This is a genomic window from Pantoea sp. Z09 (genome assembly GCF_022394795.1).
GTDB classification, from domain to species: Bacteria; Pseudomonadota; Gammaproteobacteria; order Enterobacterales; family Enterobacteriaceae; genus Pantoea; species Pantoea latae.
Window position 1 is genome coordinate 3,837,190 of sequence record NZ_CP092373.1, and the last position, 19,651, is coordinate 3,856,840.

Sequence of the window (19,651 nt, forward strand, 5' to 3'; positions counted from 1 at the left end):
GGAGTCGGGTCGATTAGATGCCGTACTCTTTCTGATAGGCACGCACCTTCGCCAGATGGTCGGCCATTTCCGGCTTCTCTTCCAGGTAGCTAATCAGATCCGTCAGGGTAATGATGGCGGTGACCTGACATTTATAGTCGCGCTCCACTTCCTGAATCGCCGAGATATCGCCGCGTCCGCGCTCCTGGCGATCGAGAGAAATCAGCACGCCCGCCAGCGTGGCCTGATGCGCGTTAATAATATCCATCGATTCGCGGATCGCCGTGCCGGCGGTGATCACGTCATCCACCAGCATCACGCGGCCCGCCAGCGGACTGCCGACCAGTAAACCACCTTCGCCGTGATCTTTCGCTTCTTTGCGGTTGAAGCAGTACGGCACGTCGCGGTCATGGTGATCCGCCAGCGCCACCGCGGTCGTCGTGGCAATCGGAATACCTTTATAGGCGGGACCGAACAGCAGATCGAAATCGACGCCGCCGTCGACCAGCGCCTGCGCGTAGAAACGGCCCAGCAGCGCCAGATCGCGACCGCTGTTAAACAGGCCGGCATTGAAAAAATAGGGGCTTTTACGGCCAGACTTCAGGGTAAATTCGCCAAACTTCAGCACCTGCTTGTTCAGGGCGAATTCAATAAACTGACGCTGCCAGGCTTTCATCTCTCACTCCTCTCGCAAAAAAAAGGCGACTCTCTGGTCGCCTGTTCAATCAGTTGTTCAGCGCCGCTTTCTGCGCCTGAATCAATTCTTCAATGCCGCCGCGCGCCAGCGCGAGCAGCGACAGCAGCTCTTCATGGCTGAACGGCTCGCCTTCTGCGGTGCCCTGCACCTCGATCATGCGGCCATCTTCCAGCATCACCACGTTCATGTCGGTTTCGGCGGCGGAATCTTCCACGTACTCCAGATCGCAGCGCGCTTCGCCTTCGACGATGCCGACCGAAATCGCCGCCACCATGCCTTTCATCGGGTTGGCCTTCAGCTTGCCGTCTGCCACCAGCTTGTTCAGCGCATCGGCCAGCGCCACGCAGGCGCCGGTGATGGCCGCGGTGCGCGTGCCGCCATCGGCCTGGATCACGTCGCAGTCGAGCGTGATGGTGAACTCGCCCAGCGCTTTAAGATCGACCGCCGCGCGCAGCGAGCGCGCGATCAGGCGCTGGATCTCCAGCGTCCGTCCGCCCTGTTTGCCTTTGGCCGCTTCACGCGCCATGCGGCTGTGGGTAGAGCGCGGCAGCATGCCATACTCGGCGGTCACCCAGCCTTGTCCCTGTCCTTTCAGGAAGCGCGGAACGCTCTCGTCCACGGTAGCCGTACAGAGCACTTTGGTTTCGCCGAACTCGACCAACACTGAGCCCTCGGCATGTTTGGTGTAGTTTCGGGTCAGGGTGACGGGACGCACCTGCTGTGCGCTTCGGCCTGCTGGACGCATGGTAATCTCCGGCTGAAATGAATTGGCTGCGCATTATACGGACTTCCTCGCCGCCTGTCTTGCACGCGGGATTGCGCGGCGACAGATGAATTTCCGCGCGGTCTGTGGCTAAATGCGCCTTCCTCACTCACTGAAAATAAAAAGTATGACCTCAATTCTTCATTTCCTGCTGGCGCTGGCGGTGATTTTTGCCCTTGCGCTACTGGTCAGTCATGACCGCAAACAGATACGCCTGCGTTATCTCCTGCAGCTCATCGTGGTGGAAGCCGCGCTGGGGTGGTTTTTCCTGCACTCCGCCAGCGGCCAGGCGGCGGTCGGCGCCTTTAGCGGCTTTTTTGAGAAGCTGCTGACCTTCGCCGCGCAGGGCACCGACTTTGTGTTCGGCAACATGAGCAAACAGGGTCTGGCCTTTATTTTTCTCGGCGTGCTCTGCCCGATTATTTTTATCTCGGCGCTGATCGGCATTCTGCAGCACTGGCGCATTCTGCCGCTGCTGATTCGGCTGGTGGGCACGCTGCTGTCGAAAGTGAACGGCATGGGCAAGCTCGAATCCTTTAACGCCGTCAGCACGCTGATCCTAGGTCAGTCGGAGAACTTTATCGCCTATAAAGGCATACTCGGCGATATCCCGCCGAAGCGTCTTTACACCATGGCCGCCACGGCGATGTCTACCGTCTCGCTCTCAATCGTCGGCGCCTATATGACGATGATCGAGCCGAAATATGTGGTCGCCGCGCTGCTGCTCAATATGTTCAGCACCTTTATTATTCTTTCGATCATCAACCCGAGCCAGCCGCAGGATGAGCAGCCGATCGCGCTCGACAAGCTGCATGAAGAGCAGAGCTTTTTCGAAATGCTCGGCGAATACATTCTGGCGGGCTTCAAGGTGGCGATGATTATTCTGGCGATGCTGATTGGCTTTATCGCGCTGATCGCCGCGGTCAATGCGCTGTTTAGCGCGCTGTTCGGCTACAGCTTTCAGCAGATCCTTGGCTATCTGTTCTATCCCTTTGCCTGGCTGATCGGCATTCCCGCCACCGATGCGCTGCAGGCCGCCAGCATTATGGCGACCAAGCTGGTAGCGAACGAGTTTGTGGCGATGATTGAGCTGCAAAAGGTGGCGGCGGGCATGACGCCGCGCGGACTGGGTATTCTCTCTGTGTTCCTGGTCTCGTTCGCCAACGTCGCCTCTATCGGCATCGTGGCAGGCGCCATCAAGGGGCTGAACGAGCAGCAGGGTAACGTAGTCTCCCGCTTCGGCTGGAAGCTGGTCTATGGCTCAACGCTGGTAAGCCTGCTGTCGGCGGCGTTTGCCGGCCTGTTTATCTGATCCATGCAGGGCGGCTTTGCCGCCGCCCTCTCTCTTCAGAACCCCACGCACGCCGGCGTATCGACGCGCATCACCGATTCCTGACCAAAGCGCTGCTTGTAAATCGTGCGCAGCGCTTCGATATTATCATTCACGCCGTTTTCCGCGCCGTGGATCAGCAGCAGCGCCTTGCTCGGTTCGCGCGCCAGCCTGCCGCTTTTCTCCAGCCACTGCCCGCTGGCGTCGTAAACGCTCAGGCCCGCCTTAAAGCGCGGCGTCACCTCTTTATCGAGGAACTGCTGCCAGTCGGCACTGCTTACGTTCCCGCCCTGCGGTTTACTGAGGCCGAACCACAGCGTGGTCTGCATCATCATTTCGCCGCCTGCGCAGACGGGAATGGGTTTGGTCGGCGGCGCGGGCGGGCGCGGCGCCTGACAACCCGCGAGCAGCGCAGTCAGCGCCAGGGAAAGGGCAACAGAGCGAAACATCAGCACTATCCTTATTAAATCGGCCAGTGCCCATCATAAGTCGCTGTCCACAAAAGCGGAACTTTTTCCCTATTCTACGCGCCTATGCGCTTATGCCTGTTAGCCTGCGGCCGCTCTCGCTATACTTGCTGCATTATTTCTGACAAAGAGTAGCCGATTATGATCCGCAGTATGACCGCTTACGCCCGCCGCGAGGCCAAAGGCTCCTGGGGCAGCGCCGCCTGGGAGCTTCGCTCCGTCAACCAGCGTTACCTTGAAACCTACATCCGCCTGCCGGAACAGTTTCGCAGCCTGGAGCCGGTGATCCGCGAGCGCATTCGTCAGCGTCTGACGCGCGGTAAAATCGAGTGCAACCTGCGCTTCGACGCCGATCCCAGCGCGCAGGGTGAGCTGATGCTGAATGAAGCCCTGGCGAAGCAGCTGGTGCAGGCCGCCAACTGGGTGAAGATGCAGAGCGACGAGGGCGCCATCAATCCGATGGAGATCCTGCGCTGGCCTGGCGTGATGTCTGCCCAGGAGCAGGATCTCGATGCGATTAACGCGCAGCTGCTGAGCGCGCTGGACGGCGCGCTGGATGACTTTATCGTGGCGCGCGAAAGCGAAGGCGCCGCGCTGAAAGCCCTGATCGAACAGCGCCTCGAAGGGGTGAAGCAGGAAGTGGCGAAAGTGCGCGCCCAGATGCCAGAGATTTTGAAATGGCAGCGCGAACGCCTGGTGACGAAGCTGGAAGAGGCAGAGGTGCAGCTGGAAAACAATCGTCTCGAGCAGGAGCTGGTGATGATGGCGCAGCGCATTGACGTCGCAGAAGAGCTGGATCGCCTCGACGCGCATGTTAAAGAGACCTATAACATCCTCAATAAGAAAGAGGCCGTCGGCCGCCGTCTCGACTTTATGATGCAGGAGTTTAACCGCGAGTCGAACACGCTGGGCTCGAAGTCAATTAATGCGGACGTGACGACGTCGGCGATTGAGCTGAAGGTGCTGATCGAGCAGATGCGCGAGCAGATTCAGAACATCGAGTAACTTTTTACTCACTTTCATATGATGTCAGCATCAGCCCTTGCCGGGCTGATTGCCGAAAAGGAAAAGCAACTGCCTGTGCTGGCCGACGTGACCGGGCGCAAGGCTAACGCTTACGTATTCTGTCATGAGGGCATCACGGATGAGCGCATTGATACGCTTATTGATGACTTCTTTATCATTCATGGCGCAGAGCTGAGCAGCCTGCTCAGAATGAAGTACAGCCAGTTTGAACGGAATGGCTCAACGCATGCACCGGGCGTTATCGAAGGCGCGAACGATGCCGACACGCTTTACGGCGTATATGTCCAGAACCTGATTAAGCGATGGACGAGCGTAAATCAGCCGCTGATGTTCCGTGATGACGTGCTGAGCGTCAGCGGTGCGCATCCTTTCCGGGGAGCCAGAACCGACCGCCGCAAGCGCAAAATTTTCTGAGCCACAAACACAGAAACTCACCGAAGCCCGGCCTGTGCCGGGCTTTTTTACGTCCGTTGCGTGAGTGCATGTCTATGCTGCATGAAAACGCATGAGTCTCCGGCACCCTGGAACGGCAGATAAGGCCAGCAGCGGCGCGGCTCAGGCCTAATCATGCAGGTGCATGAAAACCGCTGCATAAAGCGGGCAGGCGTGGCAGGGCTACGAGCGCGCGCTATGAGCATGTGCAAAGCCCAGCAATTACAGCGCGCTACTCGAAGCATGATTTGAAGCGGTGTCTGATAAGAAATGTAAGACTTCAAAAAAAATTTATTTATGCATAAATATGCCTCACAATCTTTAGTACGAGCCTAAAGATTTTCTAAACCATAGCGAGTATAAATGAGTGTATGCATGGCCGACTGGATTTGCATGCACATTTAGCAACCAAAGACACTTACAGCAGCCAAGCTGGCACGGCTTAATACCTCTTATAATGATGTATATGGCTGGCAGGCGTGGCGGGGATAACATTGCGCATCCAATTAGAATGCAAACATAAGCTACTTTAGAGGCTATCAGAACTTAATCATTCATCAGCTTCAAAAATTGAGTAAAAAAATGAATAAAGATGAACTAATAGACTTAAGTAAAAACGCTAACGAATTCTTGAAAAGAGTTTGCCCTTTACTTAGGGATAGCAACAATAACAGGGAAATATTAGACTTAGTTTCTGATTTGTGTAATAAGGAGCAGTTAGATTTAATAGGGATATTATTAACAGATGTCGATGACAATGAGCGATTTGACGGATATTATAGAGGGAGGTTAATTGAAGAAACTCTACCTAATATAAGAATGACTTTGGAAAACGCATGCAGGCTGATGAATTACTGCAGAGAGAGAGATATACATATAAGCTCTACTGCATTTAGAAACTTCGAAAAAAATTTAATTATAAAAAACCACAGAACAATAAAAAGCACATCTATTATTGAATGGATAATGTCAAATAAAAGCATCAGTGAGAACATAATACTACCTATTTTAATATCAAAAAAAACAACTAATGAAAAAAATATAGTATACTTTTTATCCACACTACTTAATAGTGGGAATAACAGCTTGATTTACAGGTGCTTGCAGCATTTAAATTCAAATTCATTTGACAGCCCAACAATATTTAATTGCCTAATATATATTGTAGAGAACTCTACGGCAAAAGAAATAGTTGAGATGTCAATATCAGCATTAATAAATAATCAAGGTACTCAAGAGAACATAGATGATTATCTAGTTTCATTATGTAAAGAAAAAATAGATGAAGAATCGAATTTCTTCATTGAAACATTCTATAATCAGCGAAAAAAAATGGGATCTGCACTATATAGTTTCATTTTTGAAAAAATATGCACATGCACTATCATTAATGATAAAAACACTGCGTATTTAAACTTATTACTATATAACTTAATTAATGAAAAAAACACTCTTGCCGTAATTAAGCTTCTTGACCACATTGGTTCAAAGAAAGAAAATATATCACAAATTTACAATTTGTCATCCATTACTCATGAAGTATTAAATAAGGAAGAAATATTTAAAGAGTTAGTACTGCAATGGTTTTCAGAGGATAGAGAGGAGTTATTTTACATAATAGATGAAATTCAAAACAAAATTGCCGACTTCAATAATTATAAATTTAAAAACAACGATATTAATCTTGATAAAATTAGCCAATCGGGATTTGAAAAGATAATTCATAGGTGTTGTGGATGGTTCTTTTTTCGCCCAAAACTTGCCTTTGAATTCATCTTTAGACTTTATGAGAAACAAACAAAAGAAAATAGAGAGCACACATTAACAAAAGTAGTTGAAGTTTTTTTAGAGAACTTTCCGATAAACTTAGAAGAATTTTTAGAAGAACACTCTGGATACGAGCTATCCAAAGACATACTTGGCATCGTATCTGAAAGAAAAAAATTAGTTGAAGAATCGTGGTCAATATTAGAACTCAAACTCTCATCAGATATAACAACAGAATTTGAAAGAGAGAGAAGAAAGATGATGGAGGCTGTTTACAAGGAGGCTCAAGAGAAATCCATATTTTCTCAAATTGCATCGCCATTACATATCCTTTATGGAAGAGGCTCAATTTATTATGTAGAAAACCCTGACACTCCTCCGTTGAGGCAGGAATCAATAATGGGTACGATTGAGCATTCGTTTGAAAATCCGGGGATGATGGTGCGAGATCCTATAGGTTTGGAATTAATGATAATTAATTTAAAATATGGGGAAAGAAAATGAGATTGATTTTAAATCAATATTTATCATCATTGCGCGAACGTGAGGAACTCGATGCTATTTTACCTGACTTATTAAGTCAAATGGGATTAATTGTAACCTCAAAACCTAGTCGTGGTACAAAGCAGCATGGTGTTGATATAGCAGCAAAAAAAGAGGACTCAAACGGTAACATCACTACATATTTATTCTCAATAAAATCAGGAGATTTAAATCGTAATGATTGGAATGGTAATTCTAACCAAGCCCTTAAACCATCTTTAGATGAAATCATTAATAATTACTATTTTTCGAAACTATCAGATGAACAAAGAAAAGGAAAAGTTACGATTTGCTTATGCTTTGGCGGATTTATACATGAAAGTATAATAGGTGATGTTAACGGATACATAGCATGGAATATTAAAGAAAATATTAATTTTGAGATATGGAACGGAGATAAGCTATCGCAACTTATAATAGATAATTTTTTGAATGAAGCTTTAATGCCTGAATCCGTAAGAAAAAACTTGCGTAAATCATTGGCTATGATTGACGACCCACAATCATCCTTTATCTACTTTCAAAAAGTAATAACAGAATTACTTAAAGAAGAAAAAAAAAGAAAAGGAGAGACATTAAAAAACAAACTTATAACTATTCGCCAAATAAGCTTATGTTTATGGATTTTACATTCATGGTCTCGCGACTTAAAAAACTTAGAATCAGCATATTTAAGCTCTGAGTTCTGCATTTTAACTTGCTGGAGCGAAATAAAGGGTTTGAGTAATAGTAAAGTTTGCTTGGATATAAAGGATGTTTTTGAAAAAATAGTTGAACAATATTTCATTTTAAATGACGAAATTTTAATTGATAAAATATGCCCATTAACTAATTTTAGAGACGGCATTGCATTAGGGGTATTCCCTCCATGCAAGTATGCTATAAATTTTAACACATTCGACTTAATGGGGAAATTAGCAACATATGGAATTTGGTTAATTTGGAAATGTAGAAAATCATATCATGAGATAGGAGAAGCAGATGAAGGATTGATAAATAAAGTTAGGACATTACAAAAAAGCTTGGCAAACTTGATTAATAAAAACAGCACTTCGTTATTACCGTTCAAGGATGACAACTCTATCGACCTCGTTATGGCATCATATTTTTTAATGTTAGACTCTGGTTACACGGGATTTGTTAAAAGCTGGGTAAAGGAAATCACCAATAGAGCTTCTTATACATTAAATTGTGGAAGAAACTATCCAATGTCGCTTGCAAAATATTCAGAATTTTTAGAAGATAACTCTAGTAATGAATATAAAAAAGAAGTAACTAAAGCAAGTATACTTTACTCTTCACTCGCTTTCTTAGCTGCTCTATTAGGAGACTCCGAAACATATTTATCAATCAGAAAAATAAAAAATGAAAATCTTTCTCATTGTAATATTCAGATCTGGTTTCCTTCTGTAAATTCTGAAGAATTTTATTACAGAGGTGGAGATATTCATGGGGTGGTTTTATCTAATGTCCCTCTTGAAAAAGAAGCTAATGAATTTTTAGAAATAATTATTAAGGAGTCTGAGCTTACACAGGGTTACGATCAACTCTCTGCTATTAAAGACAATTACCTACCAATAATTTTTTTAGCAAGCCGCTGTAACCGTTTTCCTATACCAATTAAAGCGTTTGCAGACGAATTTGAGGAAGAAATACTTTCCCAAATTAGTAATTCAAAGTAATAATAACAGTGAAAAAGGATCTCAAAGACCTCAGGTAAGGATATAGTACTCAGTGAATTTCTAATGATAACTTTTATAGAAGTGCTGTTGGGGGAAAAATTAATTAATAACCCCCCCCTATTTTCAGGAGATTGACTGAATGCCCTACTCCTGTGAGTATCTATTCTAAGCCGTAATCAGTAAAGCTAAAAGCTTTTTCAAAAAATCTTGCATATTGAGAAATTTTTCTTGGCTAGCATGATTTAAAAATGACCAAACTTGAGCATTATCGATATCACTTGTACCAAATGCTGTACCATGTGTTAAAATAAAAATAAATTACTTAAAAATCAATCAAATAAAAAATGCACTATGTACAGATTCAGAACATCGAGTAACGCCCCTGAAAGCATGGGCGGCAATCCTGGCGCAAACGGGGTTTGCCGTCCTGACCTACTCCTGATACAGCCTCGCTTCGACATTCAGCTCAGCTTAACGGTGCAAATCAACCTCCAGAGTTACATTTTTTACTGCGCGGCTGACGGCGAAAAATTGCCCGTTCGCGCGTAAATGCTGCGTAAATAACCATGTGGAAACATTTCCGGACCGTTCTTAATTTGAGTGCATTTTACACAACGCCGCCTTTTTTCAGTGCTATAACCCGCTGATTGACCTGCCTATTTAAAAAGCCGTTAGATAATTTTTTCAGATGGTCACTTGCTCAATGAAACATTTCAGTCTACCGGATTCGTCAGTTTCGCTTTTCTTCGCGGCACTTTTTGCTAATGTGCCGGTCCGATAACGTATTAGCTGTAGCGCCTGAGGAACTTAGGGAAGCCTTCTTTATGCGATACATACATTCATCACATAAAGGTGCGCTATGAAAAAGACCGGAGCTTTCTGCCGTTCAATGCTGCATCCGCGCTATTGGTTTACCTGGCTTGGTCTGGGCATCCTGTGGCTGCTGGTTCAGCTCCCCTATCCTCTTCTGATGCGTCTTGGCGCTAACGCCGGCACGCTGTCTCGCCATTTTCTTAAGCGCCGCGAGCGTATTACGCGACGCAACATCGAACTCTGTTTTCCCGGCATTCCCGAGAGCGACATCGAACGTATGATCGCCGGCAACTTCGCCTCGCTGGGTATGGCGCTGGCGGAAACCGGCATCGCCTGGTTCTGGTCCGATCGCGCCGTGAGAAAGCTGTTTGAGGTGTCAGGCATGCAGCATCTGCAGTCCGCCATGGAGCAGAAACGCGGCGTGATGGTGATTGGCGTGCACTTTATGTCGCTGGAACTGGGCGGCCGCATCAGCGGTTTGTGCCAGCCGATGATGGCGATGTATCGTCCGCACAACAACCGGGCGATGGAGTGGGCGCAGACTAAAGGGCGGATGCGATCTAACAAGGCGATGATTGACCGTCGCGATCTGCGCGGCATGGTGCATGCGCTGAAGAAAGGCGAATCGGTCTGGTTTGCGCCGGATCAGGATTATGGTCCGAAAGGCAGCGTCTTCGCGCCGCTGTTCGCCGTTGAGAAGGCCGCGACCACCAACGGCACCTTCGTGCTGTCGCGCCTCGCCAACCCGGCGATGCTGACCATCGCGCTGATCCGCAACCCGAACAACTACGGCTATCAGCTGATTATCGATCCTGAGCTGGAAAACTATCCGCATACCGATGAGGCCGCTGCCGCTGCCTATATGAACAAGGTGATTGAAAGCCAGATCCTGCGCGCTCCTGAACAGTATCTGTGGCTGCATCGCCGCTTCAAAACCCGCCCGCCAGGCGAAGCCTCGCTCTACGTCTAATCCGCCGCGCCACTCGTGGCGCGGTTTTTCGCATTGCGCCGCTGGCATCCAGCGGCCGATTGCTGAATGATGGGGTTTCATCTGTTTGTGCAGGAACCTCGTATGGATATGAATCAACGCTGGCAGCGTCCTCTGCCTGACGATCGCCTGACCCCTTACATTGAAATCGACGCCGCCAGGCTGGAAAGCAACCTGCAGGCGATGCAGGAAAAAGCGAGCCGCGCTGGCGTCACGCTGCGTCCCCATATCAAAACCCATAAAAGCCTGTTTATCGCCCGCCGTCAGCGCGCGCTGGGCGCCTGCGGCATTACCGTTTCAAAGCCGAGCGAAGGCGAAGTCTTTATCCGCGGCGGCGAACGCGACATTCTGCTGGCCTACCCGGTTATCCGCGCGGCAAGCGTGGCGACGCTGCTGAAGCTGGCGGCGCAGCACGAGGCGAAAGTGACGCTAATTGTTGATGCACAGCACGGCGTCGCCGCAATCGCCGACGCGCAGCGCCAGCAGCCGGATGCTGACGTCGCGGTGGCGATTAAGGTCGATGTCGGGCTCCACCGTATTGGCGTCGATCCCCATGGCCACGACGCAGTTGCGCTGGCGCAAGCTATACAGGCGGCGCAGCTGCCTTTCGCCGGTCTGGTGTCGCACGCCGGGCACGCCTATGGCGCAGGCCATCCTGAGGCCATTGCGCAGATTGCGCTGGAAGAAGCACGTCTGATGCAGCAGGTGCAACGTCAGCTGCGCGAAGCGGGTTTCACCGCCTGCCCGATCTCCGTCGGCGCCACGCCCACCGCGCTGGCCGCGCCTGTCGCCACAGGAACAGATGAAATCAGACCCGGTAATTATGCCCTGCTCGATCTGACCGCCTGCCGTCTCGGCCTGAGCCGCGTTGACGATCTGGCGCTGAGCGTGATTAGCCGCGTCGTCGCGGTCAACCGCCATTTCGCCATTATCGACGCTGGCTCCAAAATGCTGAGTTCCGATAAAGGGCCGCACGGCACCAGTGCCAGCGGCTTCGGCATTGCCGTTGATGAGCAGGGCGTCTGCTATGAGATCGCCAAACTGTCAGAAGAGCACGGCTTTATCGCCTGGCAGGAGAAAGCGCCTCGCGTCGGCGCGCTGCTGCGTATCTACCCTAATCACAGCTGTGCGGTGATGGCGCAGTCAGACAGCTATGTGCTGCGCTACGCCGACGGTTGCGCAGAAACCCAGCCCATCGACGCGCGCGGACAGTTTATCTGAGCGCAGCGCGGCAGATCGTCCTGCCTGCCGCGCGGGCGAAACCCCGTCTGCGCCACACTTCTGATGGCGCAACATTCTCCCTCTGCGTTCGCCATGCTTTAATGCCTTTTTAACCACGTTTCGGAGGTAGCATGTTGTCGTCACAGGTTGTCAGTCAGACCATTGCGCGTAACTGGTTAGATTTATATGAAACCATCTGGAAACCCGACTACTTTGCGAAATGGGCATCCGGGCTGAGCAGCAGCTCGCTGGAGCAGGAGGGAAACTACTGGCGCGCCCGTGGACCCGAAGGCTCAGTAAAGCTTCGCTTTACGCCGCATAATCCCTTTGGCGTAATGGATCACTGGATAGACAGCGGCTTTGGTAAAGAGATTTATATGCCGATGCGCGTCGTCGCCAATGAACAAGGCGCAGAGATAGTAATGGTGGTTTATCGCCAGCCGCTGATGTCCGATGAGAAGTTTTCCCAGGATATTGAATGGGTAAGAGGCGATTTAGCCCGTCTTAACCGCCTGCTCACCCAGTAAAACCGGCTAAAAAGCCGCCAGCCTTTAGTTCGGGCTGGGCCTTACGGCTCAGAAAAGTGAAAAAAGTGCGCTAAAAATGTATTAGCACTTCTCCCTGCCACTTAAGCATTGCACCCCTTTCCCAACAGTTTCATTAAAGCCCGCTATCCGGGAAAACTCCTGGATGGCGATCCCTGCCGCTTCGCTGACATGCCTGACCCGCGTGCTTTTGCCGCGATCGCCCTTTTTTTAACCCTGTGGTTTGCCCTTTTTACTGCACAACGATTAATAAAGCTTTATGGCCCAGGTTAAAAATATCTCATGCAAAAAATGAATCCATTTATTTCTGTGGCGACTTTATCGGACTTTTCTGATGGTGTGGAATTAAAAAAAACGAGGTATAAATCATTCACACACACAGCAACACTTAAAATAACAACACCAGGAAAATAAAAAATGGAATGCTCAACGATGGCTTTGCTTTCTGAAGACGAACTTGTTGAGATCGCTGGCAGGATGCTGGCAGGAGAATATAAAACAATAACAGGGTTTTCCCAGGATCTGGCCGCTTTTCTGTTAAGCACAGAAAAGCGCGCCTTGTCCCGGGATAATAAAAATACCGGGGATATTATTTTCGTCTCGGAAATTCATCGCATTGAATCAATAATAACAGGCGAAGCCTGGCGCACAGCGTCTGGACTCCGCTCAGGCGTATGGCATTAATTATCTGGATGAAATAGTCCGCTATTTCACGCGTAACACTTTATTCGGTACATGTACCTAACGAGCATATCATGGCGATACGTGAAAGTAGTCTTGCGAGCGCAAAGTGGTCCATTCTTTCGTCAATTAAAATTATCGGCATTGGCGTGCTTCAGCTCTCTTTACTGGCGCAAATACTACAGGCCAACGAGTTGAATTTACTGGCTATTGCCATTATCGGCCTGCTGATTATCGACACCCTCGCCGATCGCGGCTATTCAAACGCCCTGATCCGCAACGGCAATCTGTCGGTACGCGATCAGTCGATGCTTTACTGGGGAAATATGCTGCTGAGCCTGGTGATTTTTGCCGTGCTGTTTACCGGCAGCGATCTTATCGGCACGTTTTTGCAGCAGCCTGAGCTGGCTATTATGCTGGAAATGGTCTCGGTTATTTTTATTATTATTCCGCAGGGGCAGCATTACCGCGCTATTTTACAGCGTGAAAAACAGTACACGCGCATTGCTTTTACCGAAACGGTATCGGTACTTTTCGGTCTCGGCGTCACGTTATTTACCGTCTGGCTGACGCCGTCGGTGCTGTGCGCCATCTGGGGTTATCTGGCAATGGCCTCTGTGCGTATGCTGATCTATTGCTTTTATGGCCGCTCAAGCTTCCAGCCCGAATATCGTTTTAACCTGAAAGATTACAGCCGTATTCGTGCAAGAACTCAATAATAAAAACAAGTCTGTATGGTGGGCTCTGGGCATCTGAAAAGATGCATTCGCGTGCTGGCGACGGCACGCTTTTTTCTTTTCCGCTTTTACGGCTTTTATTTTCGCAGCGAGTAGCGCTTTCCGATCGTCTCTTTTCCTGATGCGACGCGATGTCGCCTCTGTTCTTAGCCCCTTTTGCACCTCTGTTCATTCATCGATTCGTTTTTCTTATCTCAAAGACGCCGCAGCATGCAGGCGTTTCTCACACCATCCCCGTTTTTCCGCGCGTCGGCATAAGATAAACTGATGCGAAGCGATCGCCTGAGAATTTCTCAGTAGCGGATATTTTATCAACCTCGTAGCCTTGCCGCCCACCCACTGGAGCCTGCTATGTTATTAACCGTCCTCTATATCATCGGCATTACGGCGGAAGCCATGACAGGCGCGCTGGCGGCCGGAAGGCGCAAAATGGATCTCTTTGGCGTCATCATTATCGCTTCAGTGACGGCAATCGGCGGCGGCTCGGTGCGCGATATTCTTCTCGGCCACTATCCGCTGGGATGGGTAAAACACCCGGAATACATCATGATCGTCGCCGCCGCAGCGGTGCTGACCACCTGGCTGGCGCCGCTTATGACCCATCTGCGCAAAGTGTTCCTGGTGCTGGACGCGCTGGGCCTGGTGGTTTTCTCGATTATTGGCGCGCAGGTGGCGCTGGATAGCGGTCATGCGATGATTATCGCCGCCATCGCCGCGGTGATCACCGGCGTATTCGGCGGCGTGCTGCGCGATATGTTCTGCAACCGCATTCCGCTGGTGTTTCAGAAAGAGCTGTACGCCGGCATCGCGTTTGCCTCTGGCTGGATCTATATCCTGCTGTTAAAAACCTCGCTGGCGCATGAGGCCGTGGTGATCATTACGCTGCTGTTCGGCTTTCTGGCGCGTCTGCTGGCGCTGCGCTTTCGACTGGGCCTGCCTGTTTTCAACTATCCCCATCCTGAACATTAAGGCCTGGCGGGATGCCCTGCTGCTGCAAAAAGAGGATCAGCCTCTGAATGCGCGTATCCCGCAGCATGGCGTAAATACGCTGCGCCAGGGTCGTACCGACGCCTGGCAGCGTCTGCCAGTGTTGCACATCGCGCTGCTGCACCTCTTCCCAGGTTCTGTCTGATAAAGCATTCAATGCGCTGCGCGGCAAGGGTATGCCGAGCGCGCTGATCCAGCGGCGCAGCGGCTGCTGTCGCGTCAGGTTGAAGCGATGCCAGAGCTGCTGCGCACGCGCCGGACTGATGCCGGAGGCCTGCGTGAGTTGCGCTGGCGTCAGCGTCAGCCAGGAGAACAGATGCTCCATCGCGCCGGTATCCAGCAGGCGCAGCCAGGTGCTGCGCTGCGCGCCGGCAATATCCAGTACCGCTTTCTGACTCAGCCAGCTTAGCCGCGCCAGCATCTGCTGACGGCAGGCCGGTGTGAAAGAGAGGCAGCTCAGCGGCGTAAAGCTGCCTGGATCGGGCGGAATCGGGTAGTGGCGTTCACCCACGCGCCAGAGCACCCTTTCCAGGCGCGGGATGCCCTGTCCCGCCAGGCTGATCGCCACCTGATCGCCCGCGATAACATCCCATGCGCGCCAGCGCCGCAGCGAGCCGAGACTCACCCGCCGTACGGTCTTGTCGTCAAGCTGCACCGGCTGGAGATTGAGCACCACGGCAATATTGCCGGTGCGCCCGACGTTGAAGTCGACCGAGCGCACCTCGCTGGTGACGTCCGGCGGCCTGAACTTCCACGCCACCGCCCAGTCGCCTTCGCCGGGCATCCAGCTTTTTCCGGCGGGCCGCGTCGCCTGATGCACCACCACGCCATCTGTCGCAAAGGGCAGCGGCGCGTGAAACCAGCGATCGCGCCAGACGGCCACCGCCTCTTCATCGCTGACGGGCTGGCTCCAGGCCTGCGCCAGCCCGAATCCCCAGGCAGCAAGCTGTTGCAGACGCGCCTCCATCGCGGTGGGGCCATCTGGCCAGCCCCAGATAAACAGGCCAATACGGCCTAACAGCGGACTGGGCGCGTGGCGCATCAGCGCGCCGGCTACCTGCGCGCGCGCGTTTTGACCGCCGTCGCGCGCCTGCTGATGATCGGTCATCTTCAGGAAGAGTTCCCCTTGCAGCACCACGCGCGGCGCATCGCTCTCAATCGTCAACGGAATAGCGGAGATGTAGGGCGCCTTCGCCAGCCATGATTCGCCATGCAGGCCGTCACCGCGGCTCACCAGCGCGGTGAGCTTTCCCGCTTCATAGAGCAGCGTCACCGCGACGCCGTCGATTTTCGGCTGCACCCATAAATCCCGACGCCCCTGCATCCAGTACGCCAGCGCCAGCTTGTCGCGCACTTTTTTTACCCCGGTATGGGCAACGGGATGCGCGACGGCGCCGCCCGCGGGCAGATGAGGCGCATAGGCCGTGCGGCCCGGAGTAAAGCAGCCCTGCCAGCTTTTCAGGCGCTGCAGCAGCGTGTCGTAGTCCGCATCGCTGACCAGCGTTTTTCCGTCGCGGTAGTAGGCGTCATCCCAGCGTCGCAGCTGCTGCTGCAGACGGGCGATTTCATCGGCGGCGCGGGCGGGCGTCCAGACCGGACAAAGCGCGCTGACCGGCGCGGCAGCCAGCAGCAGCAGGCACAGCAGCAGACGTAAGCTCTCTTTCATGGCGGGCCTCCTTAACCTTTCGTCTATTAGAGCGGCGCGAAAAGGCGAAGGCGACAGGCAAACCGGCGCAACGGAACCGGCCACGCAACAAAAGCGATGATTTGCAGGCGGGCGAACCCCGATTTACGCGCCGCGCCGCAAAAGATTTAGCGCAGCGCCGCGCGCAAACGCTGCGTGACGGCCCTAAGCCGTGTATACTGTGCAGGAAATCGACTCCGCTCTTTACTCAATTCAAGAAGACCATGGCTCAAGGCACGCTTTTTATTGTTTCCGCCCCCAGCGGCGCGGGTAAATCCAGCCTGATTCAGGCGCTACTGAAGACACAACCGCTGTACGATACGCAGGTGTCTGTTTCCCATACCACCCGCGGCATGCGTCCCGGCGAAGCCCATGGCGAACACTACTACTTCGTCTCGAAAGAGGAATTTGAAGCGATGATCGCGGAAGACGCCTTCCTCGAGCATGCCAAAGTCTTCGACAACTATTACGGCACGTCGCGTAAAGCGATTGAGCAGGTGCTTGCCACCGGCGTCGATGTGTTTCTCGATATCGACTGGCAGGGCGCGCAGCAGATCCGCGCCAAAATGCCCGCCGCGCGCAGCATCTTCGTGCTGCCGCCGTCGCAGGACGAGCTGGACCGCCGTCTGCGCGGTCGCGGTCAGGACAGCGAAGAGGTGATTGCCCGCCGTATGGCGCAGGCGGTCTCTGAGATGAGCCACTACGCTGAATACGACTATTTAATTATCAATGATGATTTCGATCTGGCGCTGTCAGATCTGAAGACCATTATCCGCGCTGAACGCCTGCGCATGGGGCGCCAGAAGGCGCGCCATGATGCTTTAATCAGCAAACTATTGGCAGTCTGAAGTCAGTTTCAGTATTATGCCCAGTCATTTCTTCATCTGTGGAGTAGCACACCTATGGCACGCGTAACCGTTCAGGACGCAGTAGAAAAAATTGGTAACCGTTTTGACCTGGTGTTGGTCGCTGCACGTCGTGCACGTCAGATGCAGGTAGGCGGCAAAGATCCGCTGGTTCCGGAAGAGAACGATAAAGCCACCGTTATCGCCCTGCGCGAAATCGAAGAAGGCCTGATCACCAACCAGATCCTTGACGTGCGCGATCGTCAGGAGCAGCAAGAGCAGGAAGCCGCTGAATTACAAGCCGTTACCGCTATCGCTGAAGGTCGTCGTTAACAGCAACCTGCAGGCCAACCTTGTATCTGTTTGAAAGCCTCAATCAGCTGATTGAAAAATACCTGCCGGAGGAGCAAATCAAGCGCCTCCAGCAAGCGTACCTTGTCGCACGTGATGCTCACGAGGGACAGACACGCTCCAGCGGCGAGCCCTACATTACCCATCCAGTCGCCGTCGCCTGTATCCTGGCAGAGATGAAGCTCGACCATGAAACCCTCATGGCCGCGCTGCTGCACGACGTGATCGAAGACACGCCGGCGACCTATCAGGATATGGAGCAGCTGTTCGGCAAAAGCGTGGCGGAGCTGGTAGAGGGCGTATCCAAGCTAGATAAGCTTACCTTCCGCGACAAGAAAGAGGCGCAGGCAGAGAACTTCCGCAAGATGATCATGGCGATGGTGCAGGATATCCGCGTCATTCTCATCAAGCTGGCCGACCGTACGCACAATATGCGCACGCTGGGCGCGCTGCGTCCGGACAAGCGTCGCCGCATCGCGCTGGAAACCCTGGAGATCTACAGTCCGCTGGCGCATCGCCTGGGTATCCATCACCTGAAAACCGAGCTGGAAGAGCTGGGTTTCGAGGCGCTCTACCCGAATCGCTACCGCGTGATTAAAGAGGTAGTGAAAGCGGCGCGCGGCAACCGCAAAGAGATGATTCAGAAGATCCTGTCGGAAATCGACGGGCGTCTGCAGGAAGCGGGTATTCCCTGTCGCGTCAGCGGCCGTGAAAAACATCTCTACTCCATCTACCGCAAAATGACGCTGAAAGAGCAGCGCTTTCACTCCATCATGGATATCTACGCGTTCCGCGTGATCGTGAAGGATGTGGACACCTGCTATCGCGTGCTCGGTCAGATGCACAGCCTGTACAAACCGCGTCCAGGCCGCATGAAAGATTATATCGCTATCCCCAAGGCCAACGGCTATCAGTCGCTGCACACCTCGATGATCGGACCGCACGGCGTGCCGGTCGAGGTGCAGATCCGTACCGAAGATATGGATCAGATGGCGGAAATGGGGGTCGCCGCGCACTGGGCTTACAAACAGGCGGGCGAAAGCGGCACCACCGCGCAGATCCGCGCCCAGCGCTGGCTGCAAAGCCTGCTGGAGCTGCAGCAGAGCGCGGGCAGCTCGTTTGAATTTATCGAAAGCGTCAAATCCGATCTCTTCCCTGACGAGATCTACGTCTTTACGCCGGAAGGGCGCATCGTCGAACTGCCGGCCGGGGCGACACCGGTCGACTTCGCCTATGCGGTGCATACCGATATCGGTCACGCCTGCGTCGGCGCGCGCGTCGATCGCCAGCCCTATCCGCTGTCGCAGCCGCTCACCAGCGGCCAGACGGTGGAAATTATCACCGCGCCGGGCGCGCGCCCCAACGCCGCCTGGCTCAACTTTGTCGTCAGCTCTAAAGCGCGCGCCAAAATCCGTCAGCTGCTGAAAAACCTCAAGCGCGAAGACTCCGTCAATCTCGGCCGCCGTTTGCTGAGCCACGCGCTCGGCGGTAGCCGCAAGCTGGCGGAGATCCCGAAAGAGAATATCAAGCAGGAGCTGGACCGCATGAAGCTGACGTCGCTGGACGATCTGCTGGCGGAAATCGGCCTCGGCAACGCCATGAGCGTGGTGGTGGCGAAGAACCTGCTGCAGTCGACCAACGGGACGCCGCCGAGCAGCAGCAAGCGCGGCAAGCTGCCGATTAAAGGCGCGGACGGCGTGCTGATCACCTTCGCCAAGTGCTGTCGCCCTATCCCTGGCGATCCCATTGTCGCCCACGTCAGCCCTGGCAAAGGTCTGGTGGTGCACCACGAATCCTGCCGCAATATTCGCGGCTACCAGAAAGAGCCGGAGAAGTTCATGCCGGTGGAGTGGGATAAGGTCACTGACCAGGAGTTCGTGGCGGAGATCAAGGTCGATATGTTTAACCATCAGGGCGCGCTGGCGAACCTGACGGCGGCGATCAATACCGCAGGCTCCAATATCCAGAGCCTCAACACCGAAGAGCGTGACGGCCGCGTTTACAGCGCCTTTATCCGCCTGACCGCGCGCGATCGCGTCCATCTGGCGAACATTATGCGTAAAATCCGCGTGATGCCGGACGTGATCAAAGTCCATCGAAACCGTAATTAGCG

General features: G+C 52.3%; 17 protein-coding genes and 1 pseudogene. 14 read left to right on the forward strand and 4 right to left on the reverse strand.

The window, feature by feature from the left end; translation table 11 throughout:
• Window positions 1–13: 13 nt before the first annotated feature.
• Window positions 14–655, reverse strand: coding sequence for an orotate phosphoribosyltransferase (pyrE, locus tag MC269_RS18310; RefSeq protein WP_239953253.1), 642 nt, complete (start codon window positions 653–655; stop codon window positions 14–16).
• A 49-nt stretch (window positions 656–704) separates the two neighbouring features.
• Complete coding sequence (rph, locus tag MC269_RS18315; RefSeq protein ID WP_081137787.1) at window positions 705–1,421, reverse strand: ribonuclease PH; 717 nt, start codon at window positions 1,419–1,421, stop codon at window positions 705–707.
• Between the two features lie 145 nt (window positions 1,422–1,566).
• On the opposite strand from rph, the gene MC269_RS18320 reads away from it, so the two are divergent.
• Window positions 1,567–2,751 (forward strand): NupC/NupG family nucleoside CNT transporter, encoded by a 1,185-nt coding sequence (locus tag MC269_RS18320; protein WP_239953254.1) that lies wholly within the window; start codon window positions 1,567–1,569, stop codon window positions 2,749–2,751.
• 35 nt (window positions 2,752–2,786) lie between these two features.
• Here the strand turns inward: MC269_RS18320 and MC269_RS18325 are convergent, their stop codons facing one another.
• Complete coding sequence (locus tag MC269_RS18325) at window positions 2,787–3,218, reverse strand: DUF3574 domain-containing protein (protein WP_239953255.1); 432 nt, start codon at window positions 3,216–3,218, stop codon at window positions 2,787–2,789.
• 159 nt (window positions 3,219–3,377) lie between these two features.
• Between MC269_RS18325 and MC269_RS18330 the strand changes: the two genes are divergently transcribed.
• The 10 genes from MC269_RS18330 (at window position 3,378) to MC269_RS18375 (ending at window position 14,640) form a co-directional block, all read left to right on the forward strand.
• Window positions 3,378–4,241, forward strand: coding sequence for a YicC/YloC family endoribonuclease (locus MC269_RS18330; RefSeq protein WP_081137783.1), 864 nt, complete (start codon window positions 3,378–3,380; stop codon window positions 4,239–4,241).
• A gap of 18 nt (window positions 4,242–4,259) precedes the next feature.
• Window positions 4,260–4,676, forward strand: coding sequence for a hypothetical protein (locus MC269_RS18335; protein ID WP_239953256.1), 417 nt, complete (start codon window positions 4,260–4,262; stop codon window positions 4,674–4,676).
• Window positions 4,677–5,276: 600 nt separating this feature from the next.
• The gene (locus tag MC269_RS18340; RefSeq protein WP_239953257.1) at window positions 5,277–6,965 is read left to right on the forward strand and encodes a hypothetical protein; all 1,689 of its coding nucleotides are present in this window, start codon (window positions 5,277–5,279) and stop codon (window positions 6,963–6,965) included.
• Window positions 6,962–8,686, forward strand: coding sequence for a hypothetical protein (locus MC269_RS18345; RefSeq protein ID WP_239953258.1), 1,725 nt, complete (start codon window positions 6,962–6,964; stop codon window positions 8,684–8,686). Before MC269_RS18340 ends, MC269_RS18345 begins: the two co-directional genes overlap by 4 nt.
• A gap of 859 nt (window positions 8,687–9,545) precedes the next feature.
• Window positions 9,546–10,469 carry a kdo(2)-lipid IV(A) palmitoleoyltransferase gene (lpxP, locus tag MC269_RS18350; protein ID WP_239953259.1) on the forward strand — a complete coding sequence of 308 codons (924 nt, stop codon included), beginning with the start codon at window positions 9,546–9,548 and terminating at the stop codon, window positions 10,467–10,469.
• Between the two features lie 102 nt (window positions 10,470–10,571).
• Window positions 10,572–11,708 carry an alanine racemase gene (locus MC269_RS18355; RefSeq protein ID WP_239953260.1) on the forward strand — a complete coding sequence of 379 codons (1,137 nt, stop codon included), beginning with the start codon at window positions 10,572–10,574 and terminating at the stop codon, window positions 11,706–11,708.
• A gap of 131 nt (window positions 11,709–11,839) precedes the next feature.
• Window positions 11,840–12,235: a polyketide cyclase gene (locus MC269_RS18360; RefSeq protein ID WP_081137777.1), complete on the forward strand. Its 396-nt coding sequence runs from the start codon at window positions 11,840–11,842 to the stop codon at window positions 12,233–12,235.
• 435 nt (window positions 12,236–12,670) lie between these two features.
• Window positions 12,671–12,937 (forward strand): hypothetical protein, encoded by a 267-nt coding sequence (locus tag MC269_RS18365; protein ID WP_081137775.1) that lies wholly within the window; start codon window positions 12,671–12,673, stop codon window positions 12,935–12,937.
• Between the two features lie 71 nt (window positions 12,938–13,008).
• Window positions 13,009–13,653, forward strand: a complete 645-nt coding sequence (locus MC269_RS18370; RefSeq protein WP_081137773.1) for an oligosaccharide flippase family protein — start codon at window positions 13,009–13,011, stop codon at window positions 13,651–13,653.
• A gap of 369 nt (window positions 13,654–14,022) precedes the next feature.
• Entirely contained in the window at window positions 14,023–14,640 is a 618-nt protein-coding gene (locus MC269_RS18375; RefSeq protein WP_033754272.1) for a trimeric intracellular cation channel family protein, read from the forward strand.
• Here MC269_RS18375 and ligB read toward each other — a convergent pair.
• Window positions 14,581–16,324: pseudogene (gene ligB, locus MC269_RS18380) on the reverse strand (NAD-dependent DNA ligase LigB); the annotation flags it as partial. The gene MC269_RS18375 and the pseudogene ligB sit on opposite strands and share 60 nt — an antisense overlap.
• A 242-nt stretch (window positions 16,325–16,566) precedes the next feature.
• Between ligB and gmk the strand changes: the two are divergent.
• Genes gmk through spoT form a run of 3 tightly spaced genes read left to right on the forward strand, consistent with a single transcriptional unit; the run spans window position 16,567 to window position 19,649 of the window.
• Window positions 16,567–17,190, forward strand: a complete 624-nt coding sequence (gene gmk, locus MC269_RS18385) for a guanylate kinase (protein WP_081137771.1) — start codon at window positions 16,567–16,569, stop codon at window positions 17,188–17,190.
• A 54-nt stretch (window positions 17,191–17,244) separates the two neighbouring features.
• Window positions 17,245–17,520 (forward strand): DNA-directed RNA polymerase subunit omega, encoded by a 276-nt coding sequence (gene rpoZ / locus MC269_RS18390; RefSeq protein WP_013511051.1) that lies wholly within the window; start codon window positions 17,245–17,247, stop codon window positions 17,518–17,520.
• 20 nt (window positions 17,521–17,540) lie between these two features.
• The gene (gene spoT / locus MC269_RS18395) at window positions 17,541–19,649 is read left to right on the forward strand and encodes a bifunctional GTP diphosphokinase/guanosine-3',5'-bis pyrophosphate 3'-pyrophosphohydrolase (RefSeq protein WP_081137769.1); all 2,109 of its coding nucleotides are present in this window, start codon (window positions 17,541–17,543) and stop codon (window positions 19,647–19,649) included.
• Window positions 19,650–19,651: the final 2 nt, after the last annotated feature.

Bases quoted from the DNA above. Each gene is read 5' to 3' on its own strand.
- MC269_RS18340 (WP_239953257.1), top strand. From the start codon at position 5,277: ATGAATAAAGATGAACTAATAGACTTAAGTAAAAACGCTAACGAATTC.
- MC269_RS18365 (WP_081137775.1), top strand. From the start codon at position 12,671: ATGGAATGCTCAACGATGGCTTTGCTTTCTGAAGACGAACTTGTTGAG.
- MC269_RS18375 (WP_033754272.1), top strand. From the start codon at position 14,023: ATGTTATTAACCGTCCTCTATATCATCGGCATTACGGCGGAAGCCATG.
- pyrE (WP_239953253.1), bottom strand. From the start codon at position 655: ATGAAAGCCTGGCAGCGTCAGTTTATTGAATTCGCCCTGAACAAGCAG.
- MC269_RS18370 (WP_081137773.1), top strand. From the start codon at position 13,009: ATGGCGATACGTGAAAGTAGTCTTGCGAGCGCAAAGTGGTCCATTCTT.
- MC269_RS18330 (WP_081137783.1), top strand. From the start codon at position 3,378: ATGATCCGCAGTATGACCGCTTACGCCCGCCGCGAGGCCAAAGGCTCC.
- MC269_RS18345 (WP_239953258.1), top strand. From the start codon at position 6,962: ATGAGATTGATTTTAAATCAATATTTATCATCATTGCGCGAACGTGAG.
- MC269_RS18325 (WP_239953255.1), bottom strand. From the start codon at position 3,218: ATGTTTCGCTCTGTTGCCCTTTCCCTGGCGCTGACTGCGCTGCTCGCG.
- lpxP (WP_239953259.1), top strand. From the start codon at position 9,546: ATGAAAAAGACCGGAGCTTTCTGCCGTTCAATGCTGCATCCGCGCTAT.
- MC269_RS18360 (WP_081137777.1), top strand. From the start codon at position 11,840: ATGTTGTCGTCACAGGTTGTCAGTCAGACCATTGCGCGTAACTGGTTA.
- MC269_RS18335 (WP_239953256.1), top strand. From the start codon at position 4,260: ATGATGTCAGCATCAGCCCTTGCCGGGCTGATTGCCGAAAAGGAAAAG.
- gmk (WP_081137771.1), top strand. From the start codon at position 16,567: ATGGCTCAAGGCACGCTTTTTATTGTTTCCGCCCCCAGCGGCGCGGGT.
- MC269_RS18355 (WP_239953260.1), top strand. From the start codon at position 10,572: ATGGATATGAATCAACGCTGGCAGCGTCCTCTGCCTGACGATCGCCTG.
- MC269_RS18320 (WP_239953254.1), top strand. From the start codon at position 1,567: ATGACCTCAATTCTTCATTTCCTGCTGGCGCTGGCGGTGATTTTTGCC.
- rph (WP_081137787.1), bottom strand. From the start codon at position 1,421: ATGCGTCCAGCAGGCCGAAGCGCACAGCAGGTGCGTCCCGTCACCCTG.
- rpoZ (WP_013511051.1), top strand. From the start codon at position 17,245: ATGGCACGCGTAACCGTTCAGGACGCAGTAGAAAAAATTGGTAACCGT.